This is a genomic window from Flexivirga meconopsidis, assembly GCF_026162425.1.
GTDB classification, from domain to species: Bacteria; Actinomycetota; Actinomycetes; order Actinomycetales; family Dermatophilaceae; genus Flexivirga; species Flexivirga meconopsidis.
The window spans coordinates 779,105-796,423 of the sequence record NZ_JAOBQJ010000002.1; the positions used below are offsets into that span (position 1 = coordinate 779,105).

Sequence of the window (17,319 nt, forward strand, 5' to 3'; positions counted from 1 at the left end):
GTCAGTCCAGCCGCACGGTGATCATGACCGCCTTGGGTTCGCCGCTGCTCAAGACCACGGCGCCGGACGGCAACGAGCCGAGCAAAGCGGCCGCGGCCGCGCGCCCCTCGTCCGACAGCGGCCACAGATCCGGCGTCTGCTCACCGCTGATCTGCGGCATTGCGTGTCGCACCAGATGGATTCGCCGCGTCACCCGGTCTGCTTCGCTATGCCCCGGTCGCCACGCCAGGTGAACAGCGTGCCCACGAAACCGATCGCCAGAGCTGCCAGCACACCGAGTCCGGCACCCGCCCACAGGCCGGTCTTCCCGCCGAGCCCGAACGGCTCGAGCAGGTAGCCCTGCCAGGTGAGCCAGTCGGTGCTGCTGCTCACGCTGGTCACCAGGCCCCAGCCGACCGCGGTCCCGATCACCAGCAACGCCAAGGCAATCGGGTTGACCGACCCGTAGCGTCCGCGTGCGTCATACAGCGCCTGATCGTCATACGGACCTCGACGACGTGCCAGGTCGCCCAGGAAGATCCCGCACCACGCCGCGATCGGCACACCGATCGTGACGAGGAATGCCTGGAACGGCCCGAGGAAGTCGTCGGCGAAGAAGACCACGACGATCGCCCCGACGGTCATGATCGTGCCGTCGATGAGCGCGGCCACCCAGCGCGGTGCCGGCAGCCCGAGACTGAGCAAGGACAGCCCGGACGAGTAAATGTCGAGGACCGCGCCGGCGATCAGGCCGAGCAGAGCCACGAGCAGGAACGGGATCAATGACCAGGTCGGCAGGATGCCGGTCAACGCGCCAATCGGGTCGGCGCCGACCGCATCCGCCAACTTGGGGTCGGACCCGGCCAGCAGCAACCCGAAGATCACCAGCACCATCGGCCCGAGTGCAGCACCGAACGTCGTCCAACCAACTACGCCGGCGCTTGATGCCGTGCGCGGCAGGTAGCGCGAGTAGTCGGCCGCGCAGTTGACCCAACCGAGCCCGAGCGCCGTGATCACCAGGACGCACGCGCCGACTACCTCAGCAAATCCGCCGGACTTCGCCGCGGTGACCGACGACCAGTGGATGTGATCGGCAGCCAGGACCATGTAGACGATCGTCAGCACCGCGGTGGCGATCGTGATGAACGTCTGCAGCCGCATAATCACTGCGAAGCCGAAAACCCCTGCGAACACTGTGACTGCGGCGACCACGAGCAGCGCGACGAGCTTGGTGACGGTGCCACCTCCCCAGCCGAGCCGCTCGAAGACGGTGGACGTCGCGAGCGTAGCCAGCACCACCAGCACGGTCTCCCAGCCGACGGTGAGGATCCAGGACAACGCCGCCGGCAGCTTGTTGCCGCGCACCCCGAAGGCGGCGCGCGACAGCACCAGGGTGGGTGCCGACCCCCGCTTGCCCGCCAGTGACACGAAGCCGCACAACAAGAAGGAGGCCACGATCCCGATCACCGCTGCGGCCAATGCCTGCCAGAAGCTGATGCCGAAGCCGAGCACGAACGACCCATAGCTGATCGCCAGCACCGAGATGTTGGAGGCGAACCACGGCCAGAAAAGGGTCGCCGGGCTGCCGTGCCGCTCCGACTCGTCGATGACGTTGAGCCCGTTGGCCTCGACGCCGGCCGGTGCCGGCGCGGTGGTGGTGTCTGTCATGACGAGGTCACCCAAGGATCTTTTCTTCGTCCTTGGCCCAGAGCCCGGTCAGGCCCCGGAAGTGGCCCAGGAAGCGCTCGTGCTCGTGCTGCGGGTAGGTGGACTTCACCGTCTCGACCAGCAACCGGTCGAAGTCGTCGGACAGCACCCAGTCGAGCACCATCTCGTCGACATGCCCGAGCGAGTTCTCGACGAAGTCGCGGTATTTCTCCGTCTCGAAGTATTCGTCCGAAAGTCGTTGGTAGGACTCCAGTTTCGTCTGATAGTCCGTGTCGGCGTCGCCGATGTCGAACCACGGTCCGGTGTCGACCTGGCTATAGCCCTTGCGGCCGGTCACCGTGCAGAAGATCGACCACTTCAGCAGCGACTTGATCGCCCACGGGAAGTAGTAGTGCAGTGAAGTCACCGCGACGTCGGGACAGGCGTTCGCATAGTCGATCGGGTAGACGACGCCATCCCTGACCAGCATCTCGCAACTGTTGAACTCCCAGCGGAAGAACGCGTTGACGGTCTGCGCAATCGTCCGGGTCTCGGCACCGACCTCCGGCGTCAGGAAGTCGTAGGCCACCTCGTAGCGGTCGTGCATCGGCTCGTCCGGGCGGAACTTCATCACCATCGTCTCCGGGCCGATGGTGAGTGCCCTTGCAAACACTTCGAATCCGTCGACCGCCCGCTGCAGGTGCATGAGCATCTCGCCGGAGTCGTCGTAGCTCTTGTGCAGGTCGTCCTCGTTCCGGATCATCGACACCCCGCGCCAGGCACCGCCGTCGAACGGCTTCATGAACATCGGATAGCCGAGCTCGGCGGCGACCGAGTCCAGGTCGAATGACCGGTTGTACTTGGACGACGTGTAAGCCCAGCGCACGTTGTCGACCGGATTCTTATAGGGCACCAGCACGGTCTCCGGCACGTGCATGCCGAGCCGCATCAACGCGCAATAGGCCGAGTGCTTCTCCATCGACTGGAAGGTGAACGGCGAATTCAGCAGGTAGACGTCGTCCATCAACGACACCTTCTTGAGCCACTCGCGCGGGTGGTAATACCAGTGCGCGAGCCGGTCGATGACCAGCTCGGTGCGCGGCTTGTCACGCAGATTGAACGGCTCGATCGTCAGTCGCTCGCTGCGGACCTCGTGTGTGGTGCCGTCGGGGGCGGTCACCGGACCGACCCGGCGCATGAGCTCCTCGAAGGCCTGCGGCCAGTCCTCCTCCGCGCCGAGCAGCAGTCCGACAAGGTGCTCCGTCATACCTCGATCCTTTCCGACGTGGCTCAACAGAACCGGGGCAGATGGTGGGCGAGCTGCTTTTGCCACCAGGGCCAATCGTGTGCGCTCTCGTATCCCCACATATCCAGTTGGTGCGGAATCCCTTTCTCCGCCAACAGGTTTGCAAAACTGGTGGTCGACGGCAGAGCGCGCGTCGGGTCGACTTCGAAGGGTCCTTGCCCCACCACCAGCAGCACGCTTGCGCGGTCCCGCAACCACTGCAGGTGGTCACCCTGCATGCCGCCGACGTAGTCGACCGGGTTGGCGAAATAGGTCGCGTCCCCGCGCGAGCCGCGGCCGTGCCACGACGACACGTCGTAGTTGCCGGACATGCCGATGGCAAGCGGTGCGACGTGCGCGTGCGTCAGCGTGAAATGCACCGCGTGATAGGCGCCCATGGAGACGCCGAGCGTCACGAGCGGTTGCCTGCTGCCCAGTTGCTCGTCGATCCACGGCAGCACCGACTGCTCCAGCCAGGCGGTGTAGACCTGATGGCGTTGTGCGCGCTCCTCGGTGGTCGCCGCGTTGTCCGACCAGGTCCACTTGTCGGCCGCGTCCACACAGAAGAAGCTGACCCGCCCCGCATCCACCAGATCCTGCACCGCGCCGACCATGCCGTTCGCGGCGAAATCCTCGGCGCGCCCGGCCTCGCTGGGGAAGACCAGCACGGGCCGACCGTAGTGACCGTGCCGGATCACACCCAGGGACGCGTCGGTCCCGGGCACGGGCAGCTGAACACGTTGGCTCACCCGCTCATCCTGTCGCAGACCACGCCCGCTGCAAGAGGTTTGGCAACATCGGTTCGAGTTGATCACGCCAGGCGACCATGTTGTGCAGATCGCGCCCGGGCTCGAAGGTCACGTCGTACCCGCGCCAGCGAAGGGCGGTGGCGAGCTCTTCGTTGGCGGCGAAGTTGCCCTCGTGACGACCACAGGTCATCCCGATCAGCACCCCGTGGTCACCGCGTTGTCGGCCCCAGATCGGCTCGTCATCCCGTATGGCGCGCACCAGCCTGCGGACCCGGGTCAGCCAGGGCCACGCACCCTCGCGAGATGAGGCGTTGAAGAACGAACCCGATTGGGAGACAACGACGCCCACGTTGGAGCGTCGCATCGCCACGAGCATCGCGGTCAGTCCGCCGAGGCTCGAGCCGAGCATCGCCAGCGGTCCGGTCACGGCATACCGCTCGTGCAGGGCGGCCACACCGAGATCGACGCTGCGCAGAAACCGCTCGGATCCGGAAAACCACTGCATGCGGCGGCGCGCGTCGACCAACACGATCCGAAAAGCCGGCAGCCGGCCTGCCGCTATCGCCGCACCGGCCCACTGCAGCAGCTGCCCGGTGCGGGCGTACGACGAGCCGTCGAAGCACCACAGCATCGGCGCGGCAGCGCGCCCCCGAAGTCCGTGTGGTGACCACACCTCGACCGGCAGCGGATCACTCAGGGCACTGGGCAGCGTCACCCGCTGCCGCCGTCCGCCGACGGCCGACTCGGTCAACCAGTCGGGCGGGCGGTAGTCCGCGGCCGTCCACACCGAGCGGGCCCCGAACTCGGTGTCGGCACGCCGTGGTTCCGCAGGGTCCAGCAAGGTATGACGGCGCCCGCGCCCGTCCCGGGCCGCGAACTGGTATTCCAGCCGCCAGCTGCGCACGGTCACCTGGCGTCGCCACTCCCCGGCCCGCCAGCGGCACGGCCCGGCTCCGACGACCGAGTCGAAATCGACGCTGCGCCAACGCCGTTCGGCGTCGGGCAGGGTGAAAATCACGGAGGACGTCAGTACAACGCAGACATGAGAGCCGTGCGCGCCTTCTTCACCCGCTCGTCGGTCGGGCCGACCACGTCGAACAGCTCGATCAGGTGCTGGCGGGCGGCATTGCGCTCATCACCGGTCGTCGCCTTGACCAGGTCGATGAGCCGGGTGAAGGCATCCTCCACGTGCCCGCCGAGCAGGTCGAGGTCGGCGACCACCGTCTGCTTGGCGACGTCGGTCGGCGCGGCGGCCGCCGCTTCCCGGGCCTGTGTCAGGTCGACTCCGTCGGTGCGCTTCAGCAGCTTGACCTGTCCCAGTCCGAGCCGCGCCTCGTCGTCCGCGGGGTTGGCGGCGAGCGCCTCCTCGTAGGCCACGACAGCAGCGTCGTAGTCGCCCTGCTCGATCGCGTCGAAGGCGCGCTGGTGGGTCTCTGGCAACTCCGGCTCGGCGGCGTCGTCGGCCTCGGCCTGCTCACCCGCGGGCGCAGCGTCGAGCCTTCCGGTCACGCCGTTGGCCTGCGCAGCCTCGAGCACCTTGTCCAGCACCTGGCGGATCGCGTCGGCCGGCTGATCGCCCGCATAGAGCGGCAACGGCTGCCCCTGCAGGACGGCGAGCACCATTGGCACCTGCTGCACCTGCAGTGCCTGCCGAATCTGCATCGCCCGGTCGATGTCGACCGTGGCGAGCTGGAGGCGGCCGTCATACGAACGCACCTCGGTGGCCAGCAGATCGATGTGTTCCTTCGACTTCGGCCGCGCGCCCGACCAGAGCGCCAGGATGACCGGCACCTGCGTCGAGGTCTGCATGACCTCACCGAAGGTCGCGTCGTCGACGGAGATGACGATGTCGTCACTTGCTCCCCCCGCGCCGGGCGCGGACGAGGAAGAACCCGCCGGACGAGCCAGGCTGGACAGGTCGACGGCGCCGCGCAGCGAGGCGGGCGTGATGGGCTGGTCAGTCATGCCCTCATTCTTACCGACCGATCAGTCGCGCGGGCGCGGCCCCCGAAGGTTGGTTTCCTCAGAACCGAGCGGGCTCGCGGTAGACGCCCCACTCCTGCCGCAGCGCGTCGCAGATCTCGCCCATGGTCGCCTCGGCACGCACGGCGTCGAGCATCGGTTCGATCATGTTGGCCTCGGAGCGGGCGGCCTGCACCATCGCCTGCAGCGCGCGCTGCACCTCGGCGTCGTCGCGAGCGGCCTTGCGCGCGCCCAGGTCCCGGACCTGCTCGCGCTCGACCTCGTGCGAAACGCGCAGGATCTCCAGCTCGCTCGCGAGCGACTCGGTGTGCACGTTGACGCCGACGACCTTCTTGTCGCCCTTCTCGAGGGCAACCTGATACTGGAAGGCCGCCTCGGCGATCTCGGACATGAACCAGCCGTCCTCGATCCCGCGCAAAAGGCCGGCCGTGATCGGCCAGGCGTCCTTGCCGGACGTGCCCTTCGATTCCTCCACCTTGGCACGCAGCCCGTCGGTGTCGGCCGAGCGCAGCTCACTGCCGCCCATCTGCAGGATCTTGTCGAAGATGGCCTCGGCCTCGGCCTCGATCTTGTCGGTGAGCGCCTCGACATACCAGGAGCCGCCGAGCGGGTCGGCGACATTGGTCACGCCGGTCTCGTCCATCAGCACCTGCTGGGTGCGCAGCGCCACCTCGGCCGACTGATCGGTCGGCAGGGCGAGCGTCTCGTCGAGCGCGTTGGTGTGCAGCGAGTTGGTGCCGCCCATCACCGCCGCGAGCGCCTCGACCGCGGTGCGGACCACGTTGTTCATCGGCTGCTGGGCGGTGAGCGAGACGCCGGCCGTCTGGGTGTGGAAGCGCAGCCACTGCGCCTTCTCGGTCTTGGCGCCGTAGACGTCGCGCATCCAGCGCGCCCAGATGCGACGCGCTGCGCGGAACTTGGCGACCTCCTCGAAGAAGTCGATGTGACTGTCGAAGAAGAAGGACAGACCGGGGCCGAAGACGTCCACGTCGAGGCCACGGGACAGCCCCAGCTCGACGTAGCCGAACCCGTCGGCGAGGGTGTAGGCCAGCTCCTGCGCTGCGGTCGAGCCCGCCTCGCGGATGTGGTAGCCGGACACCGAAAGTGGTTTGTACGCAGGGATTTTCGACGACGTGTACTCCATCAGGTCGCCGATCAGGCGCAGGTGCGGCTCGGGGCCGAAGAGCCACTCCTTCTGCGCGATGTACTCCTTGAAGATGTCGGTCTGCAGGGTGCCGTTGAGTTGCGCGGGGTCGACGCCCTGCCGTTCGGCGGCGACGAGGTACATGCAGAACGCCGGCACCGCGGGCCCGCTGATCGTCATCGAGGTGGTGATGTCGCCGAGCGGGATGTCCTCGAAGAGCACCTCCATGTCGGCCGCCGAGTCGATCGCGACACCGCAGTGGCCGACCTCGCCGAGGCTCAGCGGGTCGTCGGAGTCGCGTCCCATCAGCGTCGGCATGTCGAACGCGACCGAGAGTCCGCCGCCACCGCGCTTCAGGATCAGCTTGTAGCGCTCGTTGGTCTGCACCGCGTTGCCGAAGCCGGCGAACTGCCGGATCGTCCACGGCCGACCTCGGTATCCGGTCGGGTAAAGGCCTCGGGTGTAAGGGAATTCGCCCGGCCAGCCGATCGACTCGGGCACCTCGTCGGGGCCGTATGCCGGGTCGACCTCCATGCCGGACAGCGTCGTGAAGTCGGCGTCGCGGACCTTGCCCTTCGCGTCGGCTGCGTCATACGCCGCCTGCCACCGCTGCTCACCGGTCAGCTGCTCGTCAGATCCCATACCGCAAATTTACTAGGACTTCCTAGTATCCGCTAATCGGGCAGGTCTCCCGACGCCCGGCGCACCTTGCGCAACGACTCCTGGAGCGCCGCGTGCTCCCCGTCCCCCAACGCCGCTAATCCGAACTCGATCCCGTGCAATGCGGCCGTCGCCAGCTCGACCACCTCGCGGCCACGCGGGGTGATCGCGGCCAGTGTGCCCCGGCCGTCGCGTGGGTTGCGGCGCCGCTCGACATACCCGTCCGCCGACAGCCGCTGCACGATGTTGGTCGCGCTGGTCGGGTGGATCATCAGCCGCTCGCCGATCTTGCTCATCGGCAGCTCCCCGCGACGGGAGAAGGTCAGCAGCACCAGCGCCTCATAGCGTGCGAATGTCAGGTCGTATGCCGCGACGGCCGCGTCGAGCTGGGCGATCAGCAGTTGCTGGACGCGCATGATCGAGGTGGCGCTCGCCATCGCCGCGTGCGGCGAGTCCTCACCCCATCGCTGCTGCCACAACTCGGTGGCCCGCTGGATCGGGTCGAAGCCAGGCCCGGTGGTCGCGCTCATGGTCTGGGAATGTAACCGGATGAACTCGATCGGCGCAGAGGCACACGGGGTGCGAGATCGCCTGACACACTCTTAACGCCCCGACCGTCGCTCGCCCGGCGCGAGCCTAAGGAGACTTGTCCAATGCCGACCCGTTCCGTCGAGATCGCCTCAGCAGTAGGCCTGCACGCGCGCCCCGCGGCGCTCTTCGTGCAGGCCGCGACCGCCACTGGGGACACCGTCACGATCGGGCGCCCCGGCGACGAGGCCGTCGACGGCACCAGCATCCTCGCGGTGATGGGCCTCGGCGCCAAGCACGGCGAAATGGTCGAGGTCTCGGTGCAGGGCGACGACTCCGACGATGCACTGGACACGCTGATCACCCTGCTTGCGACCGACCTGGACGCGCCCGGGTGAGCCGCGAACTGCACGGAGTGCCGGTCAGCTCGGGCTGGGCGGTCGGGAAAGTCGTGCAGGTCGCCGCCCCTCCCCCGTTGCCGGACCACGAGGAGCCGACAACCGCGGTCGACGCCACCAAGGCACGGGTCGCCGACGCCTTCGAGGCGGTTGCCACCTCGCTCGATCGCCGCGCCCAGTCGGCGACTGCCGCAGCCCGCGACGTGCTGCAGGCCACCGCGATGATCGCCCGTGACAAGACGCTGCGCGGTGCGGTCGACGAACGCATCTCCACCGGGTCCGGTCCGCTCACCGCGGTCGCCGGCGGGGTCGAGCAGATCTCGTCCTCCTTCATCGCACTCGGCGGCTACTTCGCCGACCGGGCTACCGACGTGCGCGACGTCGGCAATCGAGTCGTCGCCCGGCTGCTCGGCGCCCCGGACACCGGCGTGCCACCGCTCACCGAACCCTGCGTGCTGGTCGCGCACGACCTGGCGCCGGCCGACACCGCGACCCTGAACAGCGACCTCGTCCAGGCCGTCGTCCTCGCCGCGGGTGGGCGCGGCGGGCACACCGCGATCATCGCCGCACAGCTCGGCATCCCGGCCGCGGTGCAAGTCGCCGGCGCCACCGCCCTCGCTCCTGGCACCGTCGTCGCGGTCGACGGAGACACCGGGACGGTCACCGTCGACCCCGACGACGAGCTGCGAGAGTCGTTGCAGCACAAGGCGACTGCCCGTATGACGGCAGCCTCTCGCCATACCGGCCCCGGGCGCACGAAGGACGGGCACCCGGTGGCGCTGCTCGCCAACATCGGCACCCCGCAGGACGCGCAGGTCGCGGCGGCGACCGACGTCGAGGGCGTTGGTCTCTTCCGCACCGAAGTGCTCTTTCTCGGACACCACACCGCGCCGACGGTCGAGGAACAGACGCAGATCTACCGCGAGGCGCTCGCGCCCTTCGGCGACCGGCCAGTCGTGGTGCGCACCCTGGACGCCGGCGCGGACAAACCGCTCGACTTCGCGGCCGCAGCTGGCGCCGCACCCGACGAGGAGAGCAATCCCGCGCTCGGGGCCCGCGGCCTGCGACTCAGCGCGCGCAACCCGGACCTGCTGACCGGTCAACTCCGCGCGCTGTCCCAAGCGGCCACACTCACCGGCACGCCCGTGCGGGTGATGGCACCGATGGTCTCCACCACCGCGGAGGCGACCTGGTTCGCCGAGCAGGCGCACGCACAGGGCCTGTCCAGCGTCGGCGTGATGATCGAAGTGCCCGCAGCCGCCCTGCGCGCCGAAAACATCCTGGGCGCAGTCGATTTCGGCTCTGTGGGCACCAATGACCTGGCGCAGTACACGATGGCGGCCGACCGGACCCTCGGGCCGCTCGCCGAGCTGCTCGACCCCTGGCAGCCGGCGACGCTCGACCTGCTGGCCCACGCCGCCGACGGTGCCCGTGCAGCGGACCGGCCGCTCGGCGTGTGTGGCGAGTCCGCGGGCGATCCACTGATGGCCTGTGTCCTCGTCGGACTCGGGGTCACCAGTCTGTCGATGACGGCGGCACGGGTCGGGCTGGTGCGGTTCGCGCTCGCCGGCCACACCCTGTCGACCTGCGAACAGATGGCGACCGCCGCCCGCGCCGCCGACAGCCCCTCACTCGCGCGGGAGAGTGCACTGCGGTTGGCAGCCGCCGGGCTGCGTGACGTGCTGTGAGACTCCACGAGATCCACCTCACATAAATGGCACATCCATCCGATGTCTCGCGCTAACCTGAGCCGATGAGCACGGAGCCTCACCCCGCCGAATTGCTCGCCATGTCCGGGATCAGCAAGACCTTTCCGGGCGTTCGAGCACTCGACGACATGCACCTCGACCTCCGCTCGGGTGAAGTCCTCGCCCTGGTCGGCGAGAACGGCGCCGGCAAATCGACCCTGATGAAGGTGCTGTCCGGCGTTTACCAGCCGGACGCCGGAGAACTGCGCATCGACGGCATCCCCCGCCGGTTCGCCACCCCACGGGAGGCCCAAGAGGCCGGAGTCGGCATCATCTTCCAGGAATTCAACCTGATGCCCGACCTCACCGTCGCGCAGAACATCTTCATCGGCCGGGAGCGACCGCGCGGCGGCCTGCTGCTCAACCCACGCGCCCTGGAGCGGCGCGCCACCGAGCTTCTCGAGCGACTCAAGCTCCCGCTGCGGCCGAGCACGCTGGTCGGCCGACTGTCGGTCGCCGGGCAGCAGATGGTCGAGATCGCCAAGGCGCTCAGCCTGGACGCCCGGATCCTGATCATGGACGAGCCGACCGCCGCGCTGAATGACGCCGAGGTGGCGACCCTCCACGAATTGATCCGACGTTTTGTCACCCCGGACACCGGCGTCATCTACATCTCGCACAAGATGGACGAGCTCAAGGGCATCTCACAGCGGACCACGGTGATCCGCGACGGGCGGTTCATCCGCACGATGGACACCGAGACCACGTCCATGGAGGAGATCGTCTCGCTGATGGTGGGCCGCGAGCGGGCTCCGGTCGAGCAGGCTCACGCCGACGCCCCTGCGGAGGACGCGCCGGTGGCGCTGCAAGTCGAGGGCCTGGCCACCCCGAAACTCCTGCGTGACATCAGCTTCTCGGTGCGAGCGGGCGAGATCCTCGGCTTCGCCGGCCTGATGGGCGCCGGTCGCACCGAGGTGGCGCGCGCCGTGGTCGGAGCCGATCGCCGGACCGCCGGCACGATCTGCGTGCACGGCAAGCCGCTCCGACTGCAGAACCCGGCCCAGGCCGGAGCCGCCGGCATCGGCTACCTCTCCGAGGACCGCAAGGGCCTCGGCCTGCTGTTGCAGCAGACCGTGGCGCAGAACATCGCTTTGCCCTCTCTCGGGTCCCGTTTCTCCCGAAGCGGATTCGTCAATGACGGGCCCGCGGCGAAGGACGCCGAGCGGTATGTCGAGGAGTTGCGGATCAAGACCCCCTCGGTGCGATCGATCGTCGGCAACCTGTCCGGCGGCAACCAGCAGAAGGTGGTCATCGCCAAGTGGCTGCTGAAGGACTGCGACGTCCTGATCTTCGACGAGCCGACGCGTGGCATCGACGTGGGCGCCAAGGAAGAGATCTACGCGCTCATCGGACGCCTCGCCGCTCAGGGCAAGGCGATCGTCGTGATCTCCTCCGAACTGCCCGAGGTGCTCCGGCTGAGCCACCGCATCGTCGTCATGGCCGAGGGCCGCATCACCGGCACCCTCGAATCCTCCGACGCCACACCGGAATCCGTCATGAGCTTGGCCACCATGACCCATCACGACACCGCGTCTGCGTGAGGCGCGAGCACCGTCATACAGCTGATCGAGGAGCCCTTCGATGACCGAGACCGCAGGCGTAGGACTGCAGAAGAAGCCCGAGGAGCCACCGCCCGCGGCGCGGGGCATGAGTCCGCAACTGCGCATGCGGTTGCAACAGCTGGCCGCGTTCGCCGGCCTGGTGATCATCACCATTTTCTTCAGCGTCGCCGGCGACAACTTCTTCACCTACGACAACCTGGTCAACAACGTGCTGTTGTCGTCGGTGCTGATCGGGGTGCTGGCGATCGGCACCACGTTCGTCATCGTGACCGGCGGCATCGACCTGTCGATCGGCTGGGGCATCGCCCTGACCGGCATGGCGGCGGGCACTTTCCTGATCACCTGGGACCTGCCGCTCGGCCTCGGCCTGCTGATGACGCTGCTCGTCGGCCTGCTGCTCGGCTTCGTCAATGGCTTCAATGTCTCGATCCTCGGCATGCCGCCATTCATTGCGACGCTCGCCATGATGCTGGTCTGTCAGGGCCTGCCCCTGGTGATCAGCGACAACGGCGCGACCATCTACCTGAACAGCCAATTCCCGCCATACGCAGACCTTTCCGGCGGCACGCTCATCCCGAAATTCCCCAACGCGGTGTTGATCTTCCTGGTGCTGGCGGTCATCGCGTGGGTGCTGTTGAACCGCACGATCTTCGGGCGCTACGCGGTTTCCATCGGCAGCAACGAAGAGGCCACCGCGCTGTCCGGCATCAACGTGCGCAAGTGGAAGCTGATCATCTACGCCGTCGCCGGCATCTTCACCGCGTGCGCCGGGATCCTGTCGTCCGCGCGGATCGGCGCCAGCCCGACCGCCGGAGGAGGGTTGGAGCTGCAGGCGATCGCGGCGGTGGTTATCGGGGGCACGTCGCTGGCCGGCGGCAAGGGCACGATCGTCGGCTCGGTGATCGGTGCGCTCATCATCGGCGTGCTCAACAACGGTCTGCAGATCATGGGTGTCCCTCAGGAGTGGCAGTACGTCATCCTCGGCGTCGTCATCCTGGCCGCCGTCTACGTCGACATGCTGCGCAAGAAGAGCTCGGAGGTGGTCTGAGATGTCCCCACGTATGACGCGACCGGCCGCGGTGATCGCCGCGGCGCTCCTTGCCACCGGCACCGCCGGCTGCATGCGGGCCAGCGATTACCAGGCGGAGGTCGCCGGCAGCGGCAGCAACTCCGCAGGTGTCGAGGCCGGCTGCAAGCCGATCGCGAAGGGCAAGAAGCCCTACATTGCGATCATCTCCAAGGGCTTTCAGCATCAGTTCTGGCAAGCCGTCAATGCCGGTGCAAAGAAGCAGGCAGCCAAGGAGGGCGCGACGATCACCTTCAACGGGCCGGCAACGGAGGCCGAGATCCAGGCGCAGATCGACATGCTCAAGACCGCGATCACCAAGAACCCCGACGCGGTCGGCTTCGCCGCACTGGACTCCAAGGCTGTCGCCCCGATCATGACCCAGCTGCAACAGTCCAAGACCCCGGTGATCGCCTTCGACTCCGGTGTCGAATCCCCGGTGCCGCTCACCACGGCGGCAACTGACAGCCGGACCGCGGCAGCCGCGGCTGCCAAACACCTGGCGGAGAAGATCGGTTATCAGGGGACGGTCGGCCTCGTCGTGCACGATCAGACCAGCAGTTCCGGGATCGACCGACGTGACGGTTTCGTCGACTGGATGAAGAAAAACGCGCCCAAGGTGAAGCTGCTGACCCCGCAGTACGGCGCCGGCGACGTGTCGAAGTCGGCCAACCTGGCCAAGTCACTGCTCGCCGCCCATCCCGACCTTGCCGGCATCTACGGCACCAACGAGGGTGCCGCCGCCGGCGTGGTGCAGGGCGTCAAGGAGAGCGGCAACACCAAGGTGGTCGTCGTCGGCTTCGACTCAGGTGGCGCCCAGTTGGATGCCATCAGGTCGGGGCTGGAGTATGGCGCGATCACGCAAAACCCCATCGGCATCGGTGAGCAGGTCGTCGCCTCGGCGATGAAAGCGCTGCGCTGCGAACCTCTTCCGAAGAAGATCGACACCGGCTACTTCTGGTACGACAAGACCAACATCGACGATCCGAAGATCAAGCCGCTGCTCTACCGCTGAGCGCGACGCACCATCCGCAGCTCATCGGCTGCCAGCTCGTCGTCCCGCTGCCGGCCGCCGTCGAGCACGAACCCGACCTTGGCGTAGAAGGACTGGGCGCGAAGGTTTTGCTCAACGACCCAGAGGTATGCCTGCAGCTCCCCCAGCGTCGCGTCGATCAGTTGCTGGGCGACCCCGGTGCCGTGGAAGTCGCGCAGCACGTTGAGCGCACCGAGCTCCTGCGGCACCGGGGCGTCCTCGTCGCGGGCGGCGCCGACCTGGCAGAAACCGGCGATCCGTCCGCTCGGCAGGTGACGCGCTAGCCGCGACCGATAGCGCACCCCGCCGACCTCACCGCCCGCCTCGTGCTCGCGTGCATTGGCGACGCCGATCCGCTTTCGCCAGTGAGCTATTCGAGGCTCGAGCTCCATGGAGTCCAGGTAGGCCTGCGACAGCATCCCGGCGTAGGTGTCCCGCCATACCTGCATATGCAGAGTGGCGAGCTCGCGTGCGTCGGCGTCTGCGAACGGCTCGATGCGGAAGTCGGCGCTCATGCGCCGGGATGACGCAGCTGCTCCTCGATGCGTTCGACCTTCTCGGTGAGTTGTCCGGTGAAGCCTTCCCGCATATCCGCCTTGAGCACCAGGCTGACCCGCGGGCTACGGGCGGCGACCGCCTCGCATGCGGATTTGATGACCGTCATACATTCATCCCAGTCGCCCTCGATCGTGGTGAACATCGAGGTCGTCTCGTTGGGCAGCCCGGACTCGCGCACGACGCGGATCGCGTCGGCGACGGCCGCGCTCACCGAGCCGTCCGGGTCGTCGGTGGTGCCGGGTGCGATGGAGAAGGCGAAGAGCATGCCCCCAAACCTACGCCGGGGCGACGTCGACCGGCTCGACCCGGGGCGCGATCGAAGCGAGATAGGCGTGCACCGACGGGATCGCGGCCGCGCCCTCACCGCTGGCCGACGCAACCCGCTTCATCGATCCCGACCGTATGTCGCCGGCCGCGAAGACCCCAGCCACGGTGGTGCCGAGCGGCTCCGGAGGACAGCCGTCCACCCAGGATTCCATCGGCACGTCGCGACCGGTCAGCACGAAGCCCTTCTCGTCGAGCGCAACCTCGTCGGACAGCCAGTCGCACGACGGCGTGGCGCCCAACAGCAGGAACAACCCGGCGCACGGCTTCTGGAACTCCGCCCCGGTTTCGTTGTCCCGCAACGTGATCCACTCCAGCTTGTTCGTGCCGCCGGCATCGACGATCTCGGCGCAACCCTTCACGCCGATGCGCGGGTTGGCCTCGATCTCGCGGATCAGGTAGTCCGACATCGTCTCGGACAGGTCCGGCCGCCGCACCACGATCTTCACCGAGCGGGCGAAGCGCGACAGGTGCACGGCGGCCTGGCCCGCCGAGTTGCCGCCGCCGACCACGATGACGTCCTTGCCCTGGCAGTCGCGGGCGGCGCTGGTCGCGGCGCCGTAGTGCACGCCGAGTCCGACGAAGTCCTCGATCCGCTCCACGCCGAGCCGCCGGTAGGCGACGCCGGTCGCGATGATCAACGCCCGCGCACGCACGTCGCGGTCGGCCAGCCGCAGGCGGTGCATGCCGCCGTCGGTGCCGAACTCCACGCCCTCGACCGGCCGCGCCGAGTAGAGCTTGGCACCGAAGCGAGCCGCCTGAGTGCGCGCCCGCTGCGCCAGCCGCATGCCGGAGATGCCGCGCGGGAAGCCGAGATAGTTGCGGATCATCGAGCTCGTGCCGGCCTGGCCCCCGATGGCCTCGGCGTCGAAGACGACTGTCGCCAGGCCCTCCGACGCGCCGTACACCGCCGCGGCCAGACCCGCAGGGCCGGCGCCGACGACCGCCAGGTCGAAGACGTCGTCCTCGTCGAAGTCGTCCATCGCGTAGAGCCGCCGGCCCAGATCAGCGATCTCCGGCTGCACCATCGGTCCGCTCACCTGTGAGGTCACCACCGGGTATGCCGGCGCACCGTCCGGCCACTCGACGTCGGCCAGGATCTCCTGCGCCACCGGTGCGTCCGGTTCGTAGCTGCGAGAGGGCACGCCGAGCCGGTCCAGGAAGTCGCGGATGCGGCCCGCCTGGGCATTGCCGGCCGGCGAGATCACCTGCACCGCCTCGACCACCGGCTTGCTGGAGCTCCAGGCCCAGTCCGACAACAGCTCGGTGATCGCGGTGTGGAACTCCTCGTCCCGCTCACCGCGCGGCACGGCGAGCGCGGCCTCGATGCGGCCCTCGCTCTGCGCCTCCCGGAAGGTCTCCCGATTGACCTTGAACTCGCCCCAGCCGTAGAGGATGACACGACGCGATGTCGCGCTGACCGCGTGCAGACAGTCCATGGTGATGAGGCCGGGTGCATCTGGTTGGCTGAATTCGACTGCGAAAAGGGCGATTTCGACATGCTGGGCAAGCAGGGACTGCACGAGCGCCATTGCGGGACCGAGCCCGCGGGCGAACTCGACTCGGTAGTCGTCGGAGTAGCGATTGAACTCGTGCTGCATCTGCTCGGCGTTCTGGTCGCCGACGAGCACGATGGCGGGCTGCGGAGGCTTCACTGGTCAACTGTATGCCGGAAGCCACGCCCGCGCGCACTTACAAATGTTCGACGATGCGATCGGCTGCGGTGTAGGGGTCTTGCTCCCCCGCGACGACGGCCTGGGCCTGCGCTGCGAGGTCGCCGGCTCCGTCCAGGTTGCCCATGCGCTGCCGCAGCGTGCGCACCGCGATCGCCTCGATCTCCTCGGCGGCCCGACGCTCCCGGCGATGCTGCAACTCACCCGTCTCCTGCAGCCACTGCCAGTGCTTGTCGAGCGCGGCGACCACGTCATCGAGCCCGTCACCCTTCTCGGCGACGAGCTTCTCGACCGGCGGACGCCAGTCACCCGCCTCCTTGCGCTCGCCCAGGCTGATCATGCCGCGGATGTCGCGCATCGTGACGTCGACCCCGTCCCGGTCGGCCTTGTTGACCACGAAAACGTCTGCAATCTCGAGGATTCCGGCCTTCGCCGCCTGGATGCCGTCGCCCATGCCGGGCGCGAGCAGCACCATCGTGGTGTCGGCGAGCGCGGCCACCTCGACCTCGCTCTGCCCGACCCCGACGGTCTCCAGGAAGATCACCTCGCAGCCGGCGGCATCGAGCACGCGCAGCGCCTGCGGAGTCGCCCACGACAGGCCGCCGAGATGACCGCGACTGGCCATCGACCGCATATAGACACCGTCGTCGAGTGCATGGTCGATCAGCCGGATGCGGTCCCCGAGCAGTGCACCGCCGGAGAACGGCGAGCTCGGGTCGACCGCGAGCACCCCGACCCGCATTCCCCGTGCCCGCATCGCACCGACCAACGCGCTGGTGGTGGTCGACTTCCCGACCCCGGGACTGCCGGTGAGTCCGATGATGTGCGCGTTCCCGGTGTATGACGCAAGCCGCTCCATCACCGCGCGCAGCGCGGGGTCGGCGTTCTCGACCAGGGTGATCAGCCGCGCGACGGCGCGCGGCTGACCCGCCCGGGCTGCTTCGACAAGCGCCGGCACATCGGGCCGGCGCCGGGACATCCT

17 protein-coding genes are annotated in these 17,319 nt (G+C 68.1%); 5 read left to right on the forward strand and 12 right to left on the reverse strand.

The genetic code is table 11. From position 1 onward, the window contains the following. Nucleotide 1: 1 nt before the first annotated feature. From N2M23_RS08995 to N2M23_RS09030, 8 genes are read right to left on the reverse strand one after another with little or no spacing between them, the layout of a single operon-like run. The gene (locus N2M23_RS08995) at nt 2-193 is read right to left on the reverse strand and encodes a hypothetical protein (protein WP_265444865.1); all 192 of its coding nucleotides are present in this window, start codon (nt 191-193) and stop codon (nt 2-4) included. Further along, nucleotides 190-1,647 (reverse strand): purine-cytosine permease family protein, encoded by a 1,458-nt coding sequence (locus tag N2M23_RS09000; RefSeq protein WP_265444867.1) that lies wholly within the window; start codon nt 1,645-1,647, stop codon nt 190-192. Before N2M23_RS09000 ends, N2M23_RS08995 begins: the two co-directional genes overlap by 4 nt. Nucleotides 1,648-1,654: 7 nt before the next feature. Then, on the reverse strand, nt 1,655-2,893 hold the full coding sequence (locus tag N2M23_RS09005; RefSeq protein WP_265444868.1) for an ATP-grasp domain-containing protein: 1,239 nt from the start codon (nt 2,891-2,893) through the stop codon (nt 1,655-1,657). A 23-nt stretch (nt 2,894-2,916) separates the two neighbouring features. Further along, nucleotides 2,917-3,660, reverse strand: coding sequence for an esterase family protein (locus N2M23_RS09010; protein WP_265444870.1), 744 nt, complete (start codon nt 3,658-3,660; stop codon nt 2,917-2,919). 4 nt (nt 3,661-3,664) lie between these two features. After that, the gene (locus N2M23_RS09015; RefSeq protein ID WP_265444872.1) at nt 3,665-4,678 is read right to left on the reverse strand and encodes an alpha/beta hydrolase; all 1,014 of its coding nucleotides are present in this window, start codon (nt 4,676-4,678) and stop codon (nt 3,665-3,667) included. A gap of 8 nt (nt 4,679-4,686) precedes the next feature. Further along, a complete protein-coding gene (locus N2M23_RS09020; RefSeq protein WP_265444874.1) occupies nt 4,687-5,625 on the reverse strand; it encodes a tetratricopeptide repeat protein in 939 nt (312 codons plus the stop codon). A 58-nt stretch (nt 5,626-5,683) separates the two neighbouring features. Beyond that, nucleotides 5,684-7,429, reverse strand: a complete 1,746-nt coding sequence (icmA, locus tag N2M23_RS09025) for a coenzyme B12-dependent isobutyryl-CoA mutase large subunit (protein ID WP_265444875.1) — start codon at nt 7,427-7,429, stop codon at nt 5,684-5,686. A gap of 32 nt (nt 7,430-7,461) precedes the next feature. Next, nucleotides 7,462-7,977 (reverse strand): MarR family winged helix-turn-helix transcriptional regulator, encoded by a 516-nt coding sequence (locus tag N2M23_RS09030; protein WP_265444877.1) that lies wholly within the window; start codon nt 7,975-7,977, stop codon nt 7,462-7,464. Between the two features lie 123 nt (nt 7,978-8,100). On the opposite strand from N2M23_RS09030, the gene N2M23_RS09035 reads away from it, so the two are divergent. From N2M23_RS09035 to N2M23_RS09055, 5 genes are all read left to right on the forward strand, one after another. After that, nucleotides 8,101-8,373 carry an HPr family phosphocarrier protein gene (locus N2M23_RS09035; RefSeq protein WP_265444878.1) on the forward strand — a complete coding sequence of 91 codons (273 nt, stop codon included), beginning with the start codon at nt 8,101-8,103 and terminating at the stop codon, nt 8,371-8,373. Further along, nucleotides 8,370-10,061 (forward strand): phosphoenolpyruvate--protein phosphotransferase, encoded by a 1,692-nt coding sequence (locus N2M23_RS09040; protein ID WP_265444879.1) that lies wholly within the window; start codon nt 8,370-8,372, stop codon nt 10,059-10,061. Before N2M23_RS09035 ends, N2M23_RS09040 begins: the two co-directional genes overlap by 4 nt. 65 nt (nt 10,062-10,126) lie before the next feature. Continuing rightward, on the forward strand, nt 10,127-11,662 hold the full coding sequence (locus N2M23_RS09045) for a sugar ABC transporter ATP-binding protein (protein WP_265444881.1): 1,536 nt from the start codon (nt 10,127-10,129) through the stop codon (nt 11,660-11,662). Between the two features lie 40 nt (nt 11,663-11,702). Beyond that, the gene (locus tag N2M23_RS09050; RefSeq protein WP_265444883.1) at nt 11,703-12,731 is read left to right on the forward strand and encodes an ABC transporter permease; all 1,029 of its coding nucleotides are present in this window, start codon (nt 11,703-11,705) and stop codon (nt 12,729-12,731) included. Nucleotide 12,732: 1 nt separating this feature from the next. After that, on the forward strand, nt 12,733-13,764 hold the full coding sequence (locus tag N2M23_RS09055; RefSeq protein WP_265444884.1) for an ABC transporter substrate-binding protein: 1,032 nt from the start codon (nt 12,733-12,735) through the stop codon (nt 13,762-13,764). Here N2M23_RS09055 and N2M23_RS09060 read toward each other — a convergent pair. Genes N2M23_RS09060 through meaB form a run of 4 tightly spaced genes read right to left on the reverse strand, consistent with a single transcriptional unit; the run spans nt 13,755 to nt 17,316 of the window. Further along, complete coding sequence (locus N2M23_RS09060) at nt 13,755-14,297, reverse strand: GNAT family N-acetyltransferase (RefSeq protein ID WP_265444885.1); 543 nt, start codon at nt 14,295-14,297, stop codon at nt 13,755-13,757. The genes N2M23_RS09055 and N2M23_RS09060 overlap by 10 nt on opposite strands. Next, nucleotides 14,294-14,605, reverse strand: a complete 312-nt coding sequence (locus N2M23_RS09065) for an MTH1187 family thiamine-binding protein (RefSeq protein ID WP_265444886.1) — start codon at nt 14,603-14,605, stop codon at nt 14,294-14,296. The genes N2M23_RS09060 and N2M23_RS09065 overlap by 4 nt, the downstream gene beginning before the upstream one ends. 10 nt (nt 14,606-14,615) lie before the next feature. Then, entirely contained in the window at nt 14,616-16,319 is a 1,704-nt protein-coding gene (locus N2M23_RS09070) for an NAD(P)/FAD-dependent oxidoreductase (protein WP_265444888.1), read from the reverse strand. 37 nt (nt 16,320-16,356) lie between these two features. Then, nucleotides 16,357-17,316, reverse strand: a complete 960-nt coding sequence (meaB, locus tag N2M23_RS09075) for a methylmalonyl Co-A mutase-associated GTPase MeaB (protein WP_265444890.1) — start codon at nt 17,314-17,316, stop codon at nt 16,357-16,359. Nucleotides 17,317-17,319: the final 3 nt, after the last annotated feature.